The following is a 14,573-nucleotide window of genomic DNA, read 5'->3' as shown; positions in this document are numbered from 1 at the left end:
AAATAATGACAAAACAGCAAATATGGGAATGGTTCAACAGCCATTCTAAACAGATAATGGACTTTCTTTTATTTCTAGCCCTTGTGAGTATGGGGGCATTTGTTAAAATAATAAAGCAAGTAAGACAGGGAGCAAAAGCCTCTTGGAAGTGGTTTTTAGCCGAAGCCATTGTATCATTTTTTGTGGCTCTGTTGGTGTATGGTTTCTTTGACCAGTTCCTCCATACGAGCAAACTTTTTACTTATGTGGTTTGCGCTTGGTGCGGTTCATTTTCTACCATTTTCCATAAAAGAATGGAAGATTTGCTAGGGGCTATTTTCGATAAGTTAAAGCAATTAATAAGTGAAAAGACAAGTCTTTAATAAACTGATAGAAGTAGCCAGTATGTATTGGGGATTTGATTTTATCCACATCCTTGAAGCAGGCGAAATGTTCTTCTTTACTATAAAAACAACTTTTAAAAATACCAAAAAATGAAAAAGACAATCACTAAATTTTTAATACTGACATTACTTTCTTTAGTTTTTATCAGTTGTTCTTCAGCTAAAAAATACAAGCAGGAAAACACGGTTCTCAAAAGCGAAATTCAGAAAAGAGACAGCGTAAAAAGTGTAATCATTAATCAGTCGATTGATGATAAACTTATTACTCCAGTTGTTCAAAGCAGTACAGGAAACCGTGAGCTTGATAGCCTAGTTAATGCAAAGGTTGATGAGATTTTATCAAAGCTTAATACTTCAAAAAATTCAGGCGATAACAGCTATAAACTGATTTATGATAAACTAGCCAAACAACTAGAGTTTTACTCGAAAATGGCACAAACTAAAAACGAAAATTTAACCACCAAAACCAGTAATGTTAAAACAATCATTCAGATAAAAAAGATTCCTGTCGTGATTGAAAAGCCATTATCAAAATTGGAGAAATTTTTAATTGGATTGGGCATTTTAACGCTGCTGTTTTTAGGTTATAAAACGGTTGTTTTCGTGCGTAACAAAACAAGTCTATGGTAATAAAAGCAAAGCATATTGTAATTACTGGCGCATTAGTAGGAGCCTCTATACTATGGTATAAAAACAAGGTAAATAAGTGGAAAGAAACTATGGGGAAACTAAAAGCATTACCGACTGGGTTTAGAAATTTTGACACCAATTTTAAGCGGATGCGCTTCACTATAGATGTAACGCTTTTCAATCCAACCAATGATAATTTTAGCCCCGATGGTGTGATTGCAATAGTCAAAAGAATTGTCCTTAAAGACAAAACAGCCAAACGAATTGCAACTATTATGGTAAACAAATCTTTTGTTTCAGTTCCTGCCAAAGGCAAGTTTATATTAAAGGATTTGGTAGTTGAAATTCCAATACTGGAGAACCTTTCCAATATGGAAAGCCTGGTAAAAATTACAGGAATAAAAGACATTCAGATTGAAACCATTTTAGGGGTTTTAGGTAAAGAATATTCAATAATCGGGTAGTATGGATTTAGTAACATCATTTAACAATTTGGACGGGAAACAGGTTTCCCGAAGTACATTAAAGAACCTTTTGGCAAGAGCCAAAAAGCAAAATCATGTGCTTATTTCAAAGCGTATCACAAACGTTTTAAAACAAAATAATGATTCCGTTTTCACTATTGAAATCAACGACTTTATTACTGAATTAGGGTTAAGTGGCGCAGAGCAAAATATCATTTTACCGACTTTGGAATATCAATCCGAACCTGATGAAGAGGGTGGTTTAAATGGCGTTTCTCCCGATGATATTTACAGCTACATAACGGATTTAATTATCAATACCATTGAAAAGGTCGGGCATCTGCCTTGGCAAAAGGATTGGGTTGGTTCAGGAGCTGACGGAACAGCCAAAAATTATGTAAGCAAGAAAGAATATACAGGAGCAAACTTCCTATTGAATTTCGATGTGAAATTTGATGAAGATGGCAAAGGGTATTTAGTACCGATAAAATTTATTCAGCCGTATTATTTAACCTTTAATCAAATTAAAGAAGCTAACGCAACACTTATTGAAGGAAACAAAGCAAGGCGAGTGATTTACTATACTATGATTTTTAATTATAATGATGGCAAATTAAAATTCAAAACCACCGACAAATCAAAGTTTACTGAGTTTGCAAAATCTCACAGTTTAACCAAAGAAGATTTAAAAGCACATCTGGTAAAAATTCCAATAATTAAATATTACAAGGTTTTCAGAGCAGACCATTGTACAGGGTTAAAATTCCCAAGTGATAAAACAGAGAGTAAAAAGGTTAATCCGATTCAGCAAGCACAGGTACTTATTGACGGATATAACAACCCGCCTAATTATACTTTTGTTGGAGACAGAGCCTATTATCAACCTGCCACCGATACGCTCAATATGCCTAAAATAACTGCCTTTAACAAAGAAGCATCGTATTACTGCACCTATTTTCACGAGCTGACCCATTCAACTGGAGCGGTAAAACGATTAGGTAGAGATTTCTCCGGAAAGTTTGGTAGTAAAAATTATGCTTTTGAGGAACTTATTGCAGAATTGGGAGCAGTTTTTTTATGCTCGGAAGCAGGAATATTGTTTGAGACAAAAGAGAATTCGGCAAAATACCTTAAAAACTGGAACAAGGTTTTAGTAAATGAACTAGAGAACGATAACCGTTTTTTTCTCAAAGCTTCAGCACAATCTCAAAAGGCGGTTAATTACATTTTAAACCGAAATTCCGATAATGAAAAAGAAGAGGAACAGGAAAAAAAGAAAGAGCCAGTAAAAAAAGTAGCTGTAAAAATTCCAGTAAAAAGAACTCCTAAAAGTAAAGTCAAAAGCAAAACTAAACAGGGTGCGCAATTGGATTTGTTCGCAGGATTGGGGGCAAAAGCCAAAACTAAAAAAGCTACTGAAGTAAAGAAAAAACAAGTTAAGCCAGTAACAAAAATAGCTCCAACTGGGGTAAGCACAAGACTACCTAATTTGGATCAGAATAAAAGCTTGAATCAATTAGAAAAATTAGGCTTTGTTTCAGCGGGTTCAGCACCAAAAGAAGCTAAAGATGTTTTTGTATTGGGTGGAGAAATTGGAAAGTTTTTACAAAAGCAACAACCACACAAAGCACTTATCCTGATTAAAGGGAATAAGCACAGTTCAAAATCACAGTTGGCCATGCAGATTGCTAATGCTTTCGGGGAACAGCAAACGCCAGTAGCCTACATCGATTATGAACAAGGTGGGATAGAGAGTAAAGACACGCTAGACAGCATTAACCGAAATACTACAGAGAAAGGTAGAAAGTACATAGCTATAAAAGGCTATTTAGAAAAGCCTTTTGAAGAGTTACAGGATTTCTGCAAAGTAGTTAAGGTCATAATAGCGGATTCCGTTACGGATTTAAAAATAACAGCCGACCAATTGAATTATTTAAGAACGAATTACCCAAAAGTAATTTGGTGCTTTATATCTCAAGTCAAAGAAAACGGTGCAATGTATGGCGGTAACAAGATGGCGCACAACCCAACTTCTGTAATTCATTGCTCTTCACATCAAGACCCAAAACAAAGGTTTGCAACATTGGAGAAAAACAGAGGGAACGACTTAACTTTTAAATACTCGATGTATTACAAAAAGGTAGTCAATGAACCGAAAAAAGAAAAGAGTAAAAGTAAATTATCATTCACAGTTAAATAACCAATTAAAAATTAAAATCATGGTAGCAAAGAAGACAAAAACAAAAAAAACAAAAAGAGTATCGGCAAAAAAATTATGCAGTAGCGTAATTGTTAGAGATGGAGTGAAAAAAGACGGAACGCTTAAAAAGGGTTACAGGTACGTTAAAGGAGGTAGAGTTGTAAAAGCTAAAGCAAAGAAATAGTTTTGATTTTGGTTGATTGGGGAAGCCGTGTTGCAGAAATGTAACACGGCTTTGCTTTTCGATAATTTTATTTTAATTATTTTTCTTTGTAAATATAAAGTACTTATGAATTACCTATAAGGATATTTTAAACCCCAAATTGTTTTAAATGGTGGTCTAAATGTTTTGAAAATAGATTGCTCCATTCTTTAGCAGACAATTTGCCAAAAGCATAATTTTTTAATCCTTCAAAATAGTTTTCACCTAATCTTTGTGTCATTTGAATATAGCTAATCAGCTCCAATTTCTCTTTTTCAAAATCAGTATATCCTACTATAATAAACTCTGGTGCTGTCGGGCTATTTTTTTCATAGGGTTTTTCACTTACCATATATTTTTTCCAAAATAATTTAAGCCAAAGTAATTTTAAAAAATTGGGTCTTCTTAACTTGTCAATTTCAAATACATATACATAAACCATATTGCAATGTGACAACATTTGAGCCGAATTCATTTTTCCCCAAAAAGGGAGCATATTTTCTTTTAGTTTGTTTATTCTGTCAATAAATTCATTTGCTCCCTCTTCGTTAAAAATATCAACCATTTTGCTGTTTTTAAATTAAGGGTGTAAATATAAATGAATTTCAATTATTAGTACTCGGAAGAATTCAACTTATATAATCGATGAAAGATAAAAAGCTCTCATCGAGAGCTTTTTAATTGTGGTATTTGAAAAATAGGGATAAGGTAGCTACCTTTTAAAAACATCCCTAAACTGATATAATAAGCGTTCAATTAATCGTAAATCTTGAGTTACAATATCAGCACTTCCGCTCATTTCTTGTTGGAAAGCTATTTTCTTTTTATAGGAGGTTTGCAGTCCGTTGGGCAGGGCAACATCAATTAATAAATTACCATAATTATCAGGAGTTAGAGATATGGCATTTATAGTACCTTCAACTATTCCAAATTCTCTATCAGGGTAATTAGCCAATCGAATATTTACTTTTTGACCAATTTTTATTTTACCTGAGTTTAGTGCTGGTGCTTTAGCCTTTCCAATGTAGCCGTTTTCATTATATGGGATTATCGCAAAAACATTGTCTCCAGCATTTACGGTTTGATTTTCTGCCCAAAGTTGCAAATAAGAAACTTTGCCATCAATTGAGGAGCGCAAAACATAATTTAATTCCCAATCTTTGATAGAATTTTTGAGTCCATAAAAAGCTTGTATTACATTACGCTCTACATTTACATTCTCTTTATTTTCGTTGATTTTCGTTGTTTTACTATTTCGGTTTAATTCGTTTAGAGAGGACTTTAATTGTGAAATGGTACTAAGCAAGTTTTTATAGTTTTTTTGCGCCTGTAAGTATTGTAACCGCTGTCTTTCTACTTCTTGAGTAGCAATAATTCCTTTTTTATATAAAGTTTCATAACGGTCTAAATCACTTTTTTGCAACTCCAATTCATTTTGATTGATGCTTTTTTGGGATTCTAATAAATTTAAACGCTCCTTTAACTGTATGGCTTCATAACTTTGAGCCGTTCCCTCAACTTTATAAGGTTGCAATTTTGTATTTAATTCACTGATACTATACTCTTTTTGAAATACAGCAAAACTACTTTCAATATCTCCTAATTGTAGGTTACTTAACTTTTCAAAAGGGAAACTACTTTTGTCAATATTGATGCTGTCAACGATACTTTTTAATAGAAAAACATCTTTGTAATTGGCTGTATTCTCTATTACGGCTAGAGGAGTATCTTTTAAAACAGCTACTTTATCTTTTACAAGAATTACTTCAATTTTTCCTGAATTATGAGCAACTAATTTTTGCGGAGGTACATTTGTTGTTATGATAATCTGAGTAGAAACTATATCAGGATATTTAATTAGCCAGGATACAAAAAATAGTATTAATAGAATAGCTAAAATCACTACTGAACCCCATCGAATTAACCAATTGGGAACACGGGTAAGTATTTCTTGTACTTCCTCACTTCTTAATTCAAAAAAGGTGTCTTTATTCTCCATATTATTAACTACCTAATTGTAATTGATTCTTAACCAGTTTAAAATAACTTCCTTTGAGGTTTACCAATTCCTGATGATTACCAACTTCAACAATTTTCCCTTTCTCTAAAACTACAATTTGGTCAGCATTCATAACAGTACTCAATCGGTGAGCAATAACAACAACGGTTTTGTTTTTAAAAAATATATTTAGTTTTTCCATTATTTCCTTCTCATTATTGGCATCCAAGGCAGAAGTAGCTTCGTCAAAAAATAACATTTCTGGGTTTTTATAAACAGCCCTAGCGATTAATAATCTTTGCTTTTGACCTGTACTCATCCCGACACCCTCCATCCCGATTTTTGTATTATAACCTGATGGATAATCTAAAATAAAATCTTTAATATTGGCAACATCAGACGAATAAACCAATCGTTCTTTATTGATTATATCAGCTCCAATTGCAATATTATTGGCTATGGTGTCACTAAAAATATACCCTTCTTGCATAACAGAACCAATATGATTCCGCCAAGGTTTTTGTGCAATTGTTTTCAAAGATGTTTTACCAATATTAATTTCGCCGCTATTAGGTTCATAAAACTTTAATAACAATTTCATTAAAGTGGTTTTGCCACTTCCACTAGTTCCGACAATTGCTGTTACTTTATTAGCAGGTATGGTAAGGTTTAAATTTTCTAAGACAAGAGCATCTGAACCAATGTATCTAAAAGATAAATCTTTAATTATAATGTCACTGTTATCTGGTATGTCATGGGTTTGGGTTTGTTCTTGTTGTGTTTCATCTACTTTTTCATGAATTTCAGATAAACGAGCCAATGATATTTTAGCATCTTGAGCCTCCCTAATAAAACCAATTAATTGCATAACAGGGGCGTTTAGACTTCCTACAATACTACTGATTGCCATCATCATACCAAGTGTGATTTGTCCATCAATAACGAGCTTAGCAGAAAGAAAAATGATTATTATATTTTTTAACTCGTTAATAAAGTTAGAACCGATTGTTTGAGTTTGTTCAAGTAATAGTCCTTTCATTGAAACTCTGAATAATCTAACTTGAATATATTCCCAGCCCCAACGTTTTTGTTGTTCTGCATTATGGAGTTTAATTTCCTGCATTCCATTGATAAGTTCAATTACCTTGCTTTGTTCTTGTGATACTTCTGAAAAACGTTTATAATCGAGTTCTCTTCTTCTTTTTAAAAAAAGTGTAACCCAAAAAAAATAAAGAATACTTCCAATAAAGAATACAGCGAATATTTTTAAATTGTAGTAAGCAAGAACCCCGCCCATAATGAACATATTAAAAATAGAAAACAATACATTTAAAGAAGAAGTAGTAAGTATTTTTTCTATTCTATGATGGTCATTGATTCGTTGCATAATATCTCCTGTCATTCTTACATCAAAAAATGAAATAGGTAAGTTCATCAATTTGATAAAGAAATCTGAAATAAGGGAGATATTAATTCGAGTAGACAAATGAAGTAAAATCCAACTTCTTATAAGTTCCAAAAAAGTACGTCCAAAAAATAAAAATAGTTGAGCAAACAGAATTAAATAAATAAAATGAATGTTTTGATTCAGGATACCAACATCAACAACACTTTGCGTTAAAAATGGAAGAACGAGTTGTAATAAACTTCCAGCCAATAGACCAATGGCTAATTGAATTACAAAAGATTTATAGGGGATTAAATATTTTAACAATAATGCAAAGCCAAAGGATTTATCATTTTCTCTGTCAAAATCAGAATGATTAAATTTAATAGTAGGTTCCATTAATAAGGTTATTCCTTCCTTAATTGTTTTGTCAGTATTATTTCCTATCCAGAACTTTATAAATTCATCTTCGGAATATTCCAATAAACCAAAACCCGGATCAGAGATGTAGAATTTTCCTTTTTTTATTTTGTAGAGTACAACAAAATGATTTTTATTCCAATGTAAGATACATGGCAAAGGGGCTTCAAGCAACTGCTCCAGATTAATTTTAATCCCCAATGTTTTAAAACCAAATGCTTCTGCTGCACCTGAAATATTTACTAAATTACTTCCTTCTCTTGTTGTTTCTGAAAGTAGTCTTAATGTTTGAATATTGAGCGTTTTGCCATAATGCTTTGCTATTATTTTTAAGCAAGTTGCGCCGCAGTCTTTGGAGTCAGCTTGTTTATAGAATGGGAACTTTTTAAGCATCTTTTTTTATCAATTCTTGCATATCATAAAATTCTATAGCTTTTTGCTTTAAAGGATTAGTACTCCATTCTTCCCATTCATTCGTATATGGGCTATAGCCACATTTTAATGGTTTTGAAAATTGGTTTTTTGGGTCTTCAATATAAGCCCTACAATCCGTACAAATATATCGAAACTCACAATCCTTGCAAACTTCTATTTGGTCTTTATTAATATTCCAATATTTCTTAAAGTTAGGATGATTTAAAGCTTCTTCAAGTGTGTTGTCTTTGATATTGCCAAAACTTTCCGACATAGATGGACAGTTTTTAATATTCCCATTAATATCAATGGAAATTTTGCGGTTAAGACAAGTGTTATATCCCGTTGATTCAGTTAAAAGTTTAGTATTAACTACAAAACTTTTATTTGTAATAATGCCACAATGCAACGAATTTTTTATTTTATCCTTAGTATAAGCAATGTAACTTCCTTTTTTTATTTCTAATTCAATTAATTTATTTTCATCAGAACCTGTAACAATAAAATAAAAAATTCTAGGATTATTATTTATTAGAAATTCCAAATCATTAAAACCAAATTCAATTGAACTGGGTATTACAAAACCAACAGAATTAATTATAGATTTTTTTTCTTCCAAAAAAACCAAAATTTTCTTAATGTGCTGCATGTAATTTCCTCTATAAAACCTAAACTCTACAAACTTGCATTTAAGGTTTTCCAGTTGAGATAGTATTTTTTCTTTTTCAAATTTTATATCTATATCAATAATTGAATTAGTTATTTCAAAAGGTTCAAACCACAGCATATCCATCTTGGGGAATAATTCTGGATTCTCAGTAGAAAAAGTAAATTCATTTTTAAATAAAAATTGATAATATTCCTCGATAATATCGTCATACTTATTATGATATTTTTTTTTAATAGCTTCAATATTTAAACCATCACATGTGGTTATAACATCAAATAGGTCATTAGGTACAAAAGTATACGCATGCCTCTGCAAATCACATATTATACTTCTTTTTGCCCCTTTTACAGGGATACAAGAAGCAAATAATTTAATTTTTTTGTTTTTAGAAGTCAAGATTTATAATTTTTGATATTGGTTTGTAAAAATTCTCAACGCTAACTTTATTGGATTGATAAAATTCAATTTCTACAAACTTTTTTTTAGGAATTGTTTCAGTATCAATTTTTACAACATTTATTTCCTTAAACTCAAGAGGGAGTAATTGTTCAGTTTCTTTTTCCATTATTTTTTTTTAATAAAATTTCTGCAATTTTTTTTTCAATGTAATAATTACAATCCTGAGAAAGCCAATCGAATTGCCCCATTGGATTTATCTCTAAAAAAACATATTTTTTTGCAGGTGTGAGGATTAAATCTATTGAGCCAGTGTTACAATTAATTAATTGGGCAAACTTTTTCAATTTATTTAAAACTTGTTTTGGTAAATTATAGGGGACATTTCTATTAGGGTTGTCAATATTGTAGTTCCTGAAATCAATCTTTGTTTTTTGGTCACCTTGAGAAAAAATAGCCATTGAGAAAAAATTATCTTCTATAAAGAAAATTCTTATTTCAATCTCTTTTTCAATATATTCCTGAACAAGTGAAGGAGAAAACACTTCAGCGGTCTTTGTTAAATTTAATTCAATCGTCCCATTTCCATATAAATATTCATTCTTTCTTTTGAGGTTAGGTGATTGAAATATTGATTTGGTGATATATCTTTTGTTGCTTTCACAGAAATTGACTAAATCTTTCTTGTTATTTGTTACTATAGTTTTAGGAATTTCTAATCCAACACTTGTAGCAACTTGAAGATTTAATATTTTATTATTACAAGCTTCATTCTTATAGGAACCCAGATAATTTTCTTGGTTAATTTTTTCTAACGAAAATAAAACAGGGATTTGTTCTTTTGATAAATAATTTATCCATTCCGATTTTTTTAGTTCAAAAGGTATTATAGGTAAGTATCCCCTTCGATTCCAAAAAAAAGTATCAGAAAATGAAGTTGATGTTTTTTCATTAGATAATAAAATGGAAAATTTTTGAAATCCACTATCAACATTGTTACGCAAATAGGAAGTTTCATAATGATTTAACCAATCGATAACTTTTTCAGATGATTTATCATCACTTTCTGTAACGATTATTATTCTCTCAATCTCTTTGACCATCGTTCTTTATCTATTACATAATCGTATGGATACCCCTTTCGGCCATCAACATGCCATAAGAATTGTTTCATTTCACCTTCCTCTATCCGTCCAACAAAATATTCTCTTAACATCAGCTTTAATAGTTTTTTGCCAAAAGCAGTATTATAATCTGTATGGGTTAATATAGCGGTCACACCAATTCTTACATTAATTGTGTCTTTCCATTTTCTATTATAAAATGAAGGATAGCCGTATTTTTTTATAATATCATACATTCCTTTTCTATTGATTGAATCTACATACACCATTAATTTTTGTCCAGATTCATATTCGTCATAATAATCATCTTGTATTTGTTTTGGGAACTTTGAAACTTGTATTTTTTCAGATGGAATTTTAGAAAAATCAAATGGTTTACTTTTTTTTCCAAGTTTTACATCAGCATTATATATACTATCAGAAACCGAATAAAAATCTCTAATATTATATTTTAAATTTACCATTTGAGGATAAAATCTAACTGCTTGGTCAGAATTTTTTATTTTTTTAAGTTCTTGAGAAACTTTGGTTTGATGGTTATTGAATAAGTAATCTTTAGAGCACGAAGTCGTTAATGTTAAGAGGAATATAATAAAGCTGATTTTTTTCATTTTGAATTTTATTTATAAAGCCTCGAAAATAATTTTCGAGGCTTTATTTTATTAAGTTAACATACTGTTCGTGTTGATGTTTCTCCCCATTCATTAGTATCCCATACACCATTACCGTTTTTATCATCAAAAGAATCTGTTGTAACATCTTGACAACCACCATTTGGCTTACTAGATGAAGTCGCAACACGACCTCCCGTAAATAATTTACCTAATTTTACTTCTTCAGTTTTAAAATCTTCTAATTTTTTCATTGTTAAAAATATTAAATTTTACCTACTCACTTTTAAGGCTTTTCGGTTAACTCCTTGGTTAAACTCTTTTTATATATTTACTTTATTACAGCATTCTACCATAATTCGTAGTTTCGATTGCTTCACGTAATAGATAAATATCAATTATTAAAGCTTTTTTTACAGAATTATATTCCTACAACAAACATAAGGTAAATTATTTTCTTACAATAATTAAATTATGCAAAAATTTCAAATTTTTAATTAAATCGTTCAAATTTTTAATAAAATAGCTTAAATGAAATTAAATGTCTAAATTATTTAGATTTTATTTACATTATATATTTTTGGTTACATTTAGTATAAATTTGAAAAAAAGCGTAAAAAAAATATTCTCATTTGTTGTACTTATGTTGTACTAATTTTATTTTTTTTATAAAAATATCAATAAAATAAGGTGTTGACGGATGCTATTTTTCTAAACAGCTGTTGGCAGTAGTTTTATTCTTGAATTCTGTTTTTCAAATCCATTCTTGAGTGCAAAATTCTAATAATTTCTATTTTGGCTACATTCAAAATTCTGTAAAATATGAGGTGTCGACCAGATTGATAACCAAATAGATCTTTCTCAATTTCATTATAATTTTTACCTAAAGTCTGATTTTCTGCCAACTCTTGACAGTCATTTAATAACTCAAAATAATATTTGTCAGCTTGGTTTTCAGACCAAACTTCATATGTATAATCCCAAATTTTTGATAAGTCATCAACTGCGTTGTTGGTAAGTACATATTTAGCCATTTCTCTTCTTGGCTTTTAGTGATTCAAGATGTTTTTCCGGGTTAAAATTTTCGGCAAAACCACTTTCAATACCTTCGTTGATTGCTTTTCTGAGAGCAATTATTTTATTCTCTTCTTCTTCTAACAATCTTAAACCTGCTCGAATAACTTCACTTGCGTTTTTAAATCTGCCTTCCGAAACTGTATTGTCTACAAAGCTTTCAAAATAATTTCCTAAAGAAACTGATGTATTACGTCCCATAATTTCATTTTTTAGTAAAGTTACCAAAATTTGGTAATACTCCAAGAAAAAAGTTCTTTTTTTGCACGGACGAAAAATTACTGCCAACGTTTCGCGGCTACAAGAAGTGGCGAACTTCGGAACGCTATATTTTCCACTAAGATAATATTTCTTGCGAAAGAAAAATGTGAATTTTGAACATTTCTCGCCATTTCTTGTAACCGCTGTTAGTGGCAGGTTTTATTTGTCTTCTAAACTTTTGAGGATATAAGAATTATAATCTTCAATAATATTGTCTTCTTTATCAATGCGTAATGTATCAGTATATTTTATTAAGACACCAGTATTATTTTTAGTTCTATAATTGTGTTTATACCTAAAATAAACTATACCTTTTTTGCTTAGGAATTTTTTAATTCTTTCATTCTCTTTTTGATACATTGAAATTGTATCATTGTACTTAGTTAATTCAGCTTTTTCTTGTTTTAGTTGTTCAACCTCTTCGTTTAACGCAAAACTTGGACCACCTAAAAAAGCTGATAATGCTCTATCACTAATTTCTTTGTTTTTACTTTTTACATATTCATTAATGTTATCAATCATGCCAGATCTAATGTCAATAATATATTGTGCAGCTTTTTTTGTAGTTAATGTGTCAATTAGTTTTAGTTCTATCAATTCATAACTTTCTGGATCGTTAAAATTTTTCTTTACATATTCATCAATTTTAGTTTGTATTCTATTTTCTTTTGAACAAGAAAAAATAATTATTGAAGTGAATATTAAAAAACATAAAAGATTTATTTTTTTCATAATTAAAGTTTTGGTTTTATAATTAGTAGTAGCTGTTATAACATTTCTAACAGCTACTACTAATATGGTCTTTATTTTTTAAAGATTTTTATTACTCCATAAGCAATACATGCAATACCTGCACCAATCGCCATTGGACCAGCTAACGCAATTGCTGCTGTGGTTGCAACTAATGCTCCCGCACCAGCACCAGCGCCAGCTAAAAGTGTAATTTTTCCACCTTCAATAATTTTTTCATCATCCATAATCTTAGTTATTTATTTTTAAATAGCTTACTCACTTTTTTTGTTTGGCATTTCAGCGTGTACCAAATTTCCATTAAGGTTTTTGTCTTTTGAAAAGGTTCTTTTCCGTTTTTGCGCTGGCAAACTTGCCGCTAACGTTTCCTTGCTAGAGCTTGTGGCGGCTTATGGAAGGCTTTTTTTCCATAACCGACCAAGCGAAGTTATGAAAAGTAAACGAACAAATTACCGAAAAACCAGCCATAAGTTTTAGCAAGTGTTATAGGAAGCCCTAACTATTTATTCCAACATGCCAGCATTTAAGTAACCATGTTTTATTAATTCATTTTTATCTTTCAAAAGATATCCAGTTCTGTTTTTTATCAAGTAAATTTTAGTGACTATTTCGAGCAAATTATTATAGTTATGATCTGTAATTATTATTCCTTTTCGTTTAGATTGTTCAACGATTATTTTATTAATTTCTATAATCATAATTGGAGATATTCCATTATAAGGTTCGTCTAACAAGCAAAATTTTGAATCGTTGAAAAGAACAATTTTTAAGTGAAGATATTTCAATTCTCCGCCAGATAACGTTGCAATTTTATTGTCTATAACTTTGCTAATCAATTCGTCATTGTAAAACTGTGACAACTTTGAATTTTCAATTGATAAATTTATTGCTTTTCTAACTGTAAAATATTCAGGTATAAAATTTTCTTGAGGCAAATATGATATTCCATTTTCTACTTTATATGGAAATTCTTCTACTTTGTTGTTTAGTTTAATAAACTTGTTTTCAGCTTTTAGCGTTCCGTAAATTATTTTTAATAGTGTAGATTTCCCACTACCATTTCTGCCAAATATTCCAACAATATCATTCGTTTCACATTTCAAATAAATGTCCGACAAAATTATATTCTCATTGTAGGATTTGTTTATACTATCTATTTCAAGCGTGTATTTCATATTAGATAGTTAGCTGCGAATATTATAATTGAAATAGAAAAATTGACGGCAAAGTAAAAACCATATAATTCAAGAACACTAACATTGTTATTGAAGTAAAAATAATACTCATTTTTTCTGTAGAATTCTTTAAAAAGATAAATTATCAGCGTTCCAATAACACATAAATTTGTAAATATTGAATCAGTTCCAGCAAGCAAAGAAACAATTATCAAAATAAGATTTATAGCCAAAGTGCTTTTGTAAAACTCCAATAATAATCTCAATTTTTTCATTTGGCTTTTATTACATTTTCTGTGTCTTGTTAACCTTGTTCGTGAAAAAGGGTTTCCTATAACGTTCCGCTGCTTCTCGTCAGTTGCGAAGTTCGGAACGAATTATTTTCCACTAAGATAATATTTCTTGCGAAACGC

The 14,573-nt window shown here is 30.4% G+C and carries 18 protein-coding genes; 5 read left to right on the top strand and 13 right to left on the bottom strand.

All coding sequences use genetic code 11. From position 1 onward, the window contains the following. Positions 1 to 5 precede the first annotated feature (5 nt). The 5 genes from ABIQ27_RS01080 to ABIQ27_RS01060 all read left to right on the top strand — a co-directional run bounded on the left by ABIQ27_RS01080 (position 6) and on the right by ABIQ27_RS01060 (position 3,861). The gene (locus ABIQ27_RS01080; RefSeq protein ID WP_348031238.1) at positions 6 to 362 is read left to right on the top strand and encodes a hypothetical protein; all 357 of its coding nucleotides are present in this window, start codon (positions 6 to 8) and stop codon (positions 360 to 362) included. A gap of 111 nt (positions 363 to 473) precedes the next feature. Further along, positions 474 to 1,013, top strand: coding sequence for a hypothetical protein (locus tag ABIQ27_RS01075; RefSeq protein ID WP_348031236.1), 540 nt, complete (start codon positions 474 to 476; stop codon positions 1,011 to 1,013). Beyond that, positions 1,007 to 1,477: a hypothetical protein gene (locus ABIQ27_RS01070; protein WP_348031234.1), complete on the top strand. Its 471-nt coding sequence runs from the start codon at positions 1,007 to 1,009 to the stop codon at positions 1,475 to 1,477. The genes ABIQ27_RS01075 and ABIQ27_RS01070 overlap by 7 nt, the downstream gene beginning before the upstream one ends. Before the next feature lies 1 nt (position 1,478). Further along, positions 1,479 to 3,677 carry a zincin-like metallopeptidase domain-containing protein gene (locus ABIQ27_RS01065; RefSeq protein ID WP_348031232.1) on the top strand — a complete coding sequence of 733 codons (2,199 nt, stop codon included), beginning with the start codon at positions 1,479 to 1,481 and terminating at the stop codon, positions 3,675 to 3,677. A gap of 19 nt (positions 3,678 to 3,696) precedes the next feature. Further along, the gene (locus ABIQ27_RS01060) at positions 3,697 to 3,861 is read left to right on the top strand and encodes a hypothetical protein (RefSeq protein ID WP_348031231.1); all 165 of its coding nucleotides are present in this window, start codon (positions 3,697 to 3,699) and stop codon (positions 3,859 to 3,861) included. Positions 3,862 to 3,988: 127 nt separating this feature from the next. Here the strand turns inward: ABIQ27_RS01060 and ABIQ27_RS01055 are convergent, their stop codons facing one another. The 13 genes from ABIQ27_RS01055 to ABIQ27_RS00995 form a co-directional block, all read right to left on the bottom strand. Beyond that, the gene (locus ABIQ27_RS01055) at positions 3,989 to 4,444 is read right to left on the bottom strand and encodes a DUF1569 domain-containing protein (RefSeq protein WP_348031228.1); all 456 of its coding nucleotides are present in this window, start codon (positions 4,442 to 4,444) and stop codon (positions 3,989 to 3,991) included. A 147-nt stretch (positions 4,445 to 4,591) separates the two neighbouring features. Further along, the gene (locus ABIQ27_RS01050) at positions 4,592 to 5,782 is read right to left on the bottom strand and encodes an HlyD family efflux transporter periplasmic adaptor subunit (protein WP_348031226.1); all 1,191 of its coding nucleotides are present in this window, start codon (positions 5,780 to 5,782) and stop codon (positions 4,592 to 4,594) included. Positions 5,783 to 5,882: 100 nt separating this feature from the next. Continuing rightward, a complete protein-coding gene (locus ABIQ27_RS01045; RefSeq protein WP_348031224.1) occupies positions 5,883 to 8,078 on the bottom strand; it encodes a peptidase domain-containing ABC transporter in 2,196 nt (731 codons plus the stop codon). Then, the gene (gene gwsS, locus ABIQ27_RS01040) at positions 8,071 to 9,165 is read right to left on the bottom strand and encodes a grasp-with-spasm system SPASM domain peptide maturase (RefSeq protein ID WP_348031222.1); all 1,095 of its coding nucleotides are present in this window, start codon (positions 9,163 to 9,165) and stop codon (positions 8,071 to 8,073) included. The genes ABIQ27_RS01045 and gwsS overlap by 8 nt, the downstream gene beginning before the upstream one ends. Beyond that, positions 9,155 to 9,334 (bottom strand): hypothetical protein, encoded by a 180-nt coding sequence (locus tag ABIQ27_RS01035; RefSeq protein ID WP_348031220.1) that lies wholly within the window; start codon positions 9,332 to 9,334, stop codon positions 9,155 to 9,157. The genes gwsS and ABIQ27_RS01035 overlap by 11 nt, the downstream gene beginning before the upstream one ends. Next, a complete protein-coding gene (gwsG, locus tag ABIQ27_RS01030) occupies positions 9,318 to 10,268 on the bottom strand; it encodes a grasp-with-spasm system ATP-grasp peptide maturase (protein ID WP_348031218.1) in 951 nt (316 codons plus the stop codon). The genes ABIQ27_RS01035 and gwsG overlap by 17 nt, the downstream gene beginning before the upstream one ends. After that, complete coding sequence (locus ABIQ27_RS01025; protein ID WP_348031217.1) at positions 10,244 to 10,900, bottom strand: hypothetical protein; 657 nt, start codon at positions 10,898 to 10,900, stop codon at positions 10,244 to 10,246. Before ABIQ27_RS01025 ends, gwsG begins: the two co-directional genes overlap by 25 nt. Before the next feature lie 56 nt (positions 10,901 to 10,956). Next, on the bottom strand, positions 10,957 to 11,154 hold the full coding sequence (locus tag ABIQ27_RS01020) for a hypothetical protein (protein WP_348031215.1): 198 nt from the start codon (positions 11,152 to 11,154) through the stop codon (positions 10,957 to 10,959). Between the two features lie 480 nt (positions 11,155 to 11,634). Beyond that, positions 11,635 to 11,934, bottom strand: a complete 300-nt coding sequence (locus tag ABIQ27_RS01015; protein WP_348031213.1) for a type II toxin-antitoxin system RelE/ParE family toxin — start codon at positions 11,932 to 11,934, stop codon at positions 11,635 to 11,637. Beyond that, positions 11,927 to 12,175 (bottom strand): type II toxin-antitoxin system ParD family antitoxin, encoded by a 249-nt coding sequence (locus ABIQ27_RS01010; protein ID WP_300586298.1) that lies wholly within the window; start codon positions 12,173 to 12,175, stop codon positions 11,927 to 11,929. Before ABIQ27_RS01010 ends, ABIQ27_RS01015 begins: the two co-directional genes overlap by 8 nt. 219 nt (positions 12,176 to 12,394) lie before the next feature. Then, a complete protein-coding gene (locus tag ABIQ27_RS01005) occupies positions 12,395 to 12,967 on the bottom strand; it encodes a hypothetical protein (RefSeq protein ID WP_348031211.1) in 573 nt (190 codons plus the stop codon). A gap of 71 nt (positions 12,968 to 13,038) precedes the next feature. Next, complete coding sequence (locus ABIQ27_RS01000) at positions 13,039 to 13,212, bottom strand: hypothetical protein (protein WP_348031209.1); 174 nt, start codon at positions 13,210 to 13,212, stop codon at positions 13,039 to 13,041. Between the two features lie 276 nt (positions 13,213 to 13,488). Beyond that, entirely contained in the window at positions 13,489 to 14,160 is a 672-nt protein-coding gene (locus ABIQ27_RS00995) for an ATP-binding cassette domain-containing protein (RefSeq protein WP_348031207.1), read from the bottom strand. Positions 14,161 to 14,573 lie beyond the last annotated feature (413 nt).

The organism is Flavobacterium sp. (assembly GCF_039916025.1).
Classification (GTDB): Bacteria; Bacteroidota; Bacteroidia; order Flavobacteriales; family Flavobacteriaceae; genus Flavobacterium.
The sequence above is the reverse complement of the archived record's forward strand: the minus strand, read 5'-3'. Positions and strand labels throughout refer to the sequence as shown.

Bases quoted from the DNA above. Each gene is read 5' to 3' on its own strand.
- ABIQ27_RS01075 (WP_348031236.1), top strand. From the start codon at position 474: ATGAAAAAGACAATCACTAAATTTTTAATACTGACATTACTTTCTTTA.
- ABIQ27_RS01025 (WP_348031217.1), bottom strand. From the start codon at position 10,900: ATGAAAAAAATCAGCTTTATTATATTCCTCTTAACATTAACGACTTCG.
- ABIQ27_RS01065 (WP_348031232.1), top strand. From the start codon at position 1,479: ATGGATTTAGTAACATCATTTAACAATTTGGACGGGAAACAGGTTTCC.
- ABIQ27_RS01070 (WP_348031234.1), top strand. From the start codon at position 1,007: ATGGTAATAAAAGCAAAGCATATTGTAATTACTGGCGCATTAGTAGGA.
- ABIQ27_RS01015 (WP_348031213.1), bottom strand. From the start codon at position 11,934: ATGGCTAAATATGTACTTACCAACAACGCAGTTGATGACTTATCAAAA.
- ABIQ27_RS01010 (WP_300586298.1), bottom strand. From the start codon at position 12,175: ATGGGACGTAATACATCAGTTTCTTTAGGAAATTATTTTGAAAGCTTT.
- ABIQ27_RS01020 (WP_348031215.1), bottom strand. From the start codon at position 11,154: ATGAAAAAATTAGAAGATTTTAAAACTGAAGAAGTAAAATTAGGTAAA.
- ABIQ27_RS01055 (WP_348031228.1), bottom strand. From the start codon at position 4,444: ATGGTTGATATTTTTAACGAAGAGGGAGCAAATGAATTTATTGACAGA.
- gwsG (WP_348031218.1), bottom strand. From the start codon at position 10,268: ATGGTCAAAGAGATTGAGAGAATAATAATCGTTACAGAAAGTGATGAT.
- ABIQ27_RS01035 (WP_348031220.1), bottom strand. From the start codon at position 9,334: ATGGAAAAAGAAACTGAACAATTACTCCCTCTTGAGTTTAAGGAAATA.
- ABIQ27_RS01080 (WP_348031238.1), top strand. From the start codon at position 6: ATGACAAAACAGCAAATATGGGAATGGTTCAACAGCCATTCTAAACAG.
- ABIQ27_RS01005 (WP_348031211.1), bottom strand. From the start codon at position 12,967: ATGAAAAAAATAAATCTTTTATGTTTTTTAATATTCACTTCAATAATT.
- ABIQ27_RS01045 (WP_348031224.1), bottom strand. From the start codon at position 8,078: ATGCTTAAAAAGTTCCCATTCTATAAACAAGCTGACTCCAAAGACTGC.
- ABIQ27_RS00995 (WP_348031207.1), bottom strand. From the start codon at position 14,160: ATGAAATACACGCTTGAAATAGATAGTATAAACAAATCCTACAATGAG.
- ABIQ27_RS01060 (WP_348031231.1), top strand. From the start codon at position 3,697: ATGGTAGCAAAGAAGACAAAAACAAAAAAAACAAAAAGAGTATCGGCA.
- ABIQ27_RS01000 (WP_348031209.1), bottom strand. From the start codon at position 13,212: ATGGATGATGAAAAAATTATTGAAGGTGGAAAAATTACACTTTTAGCT.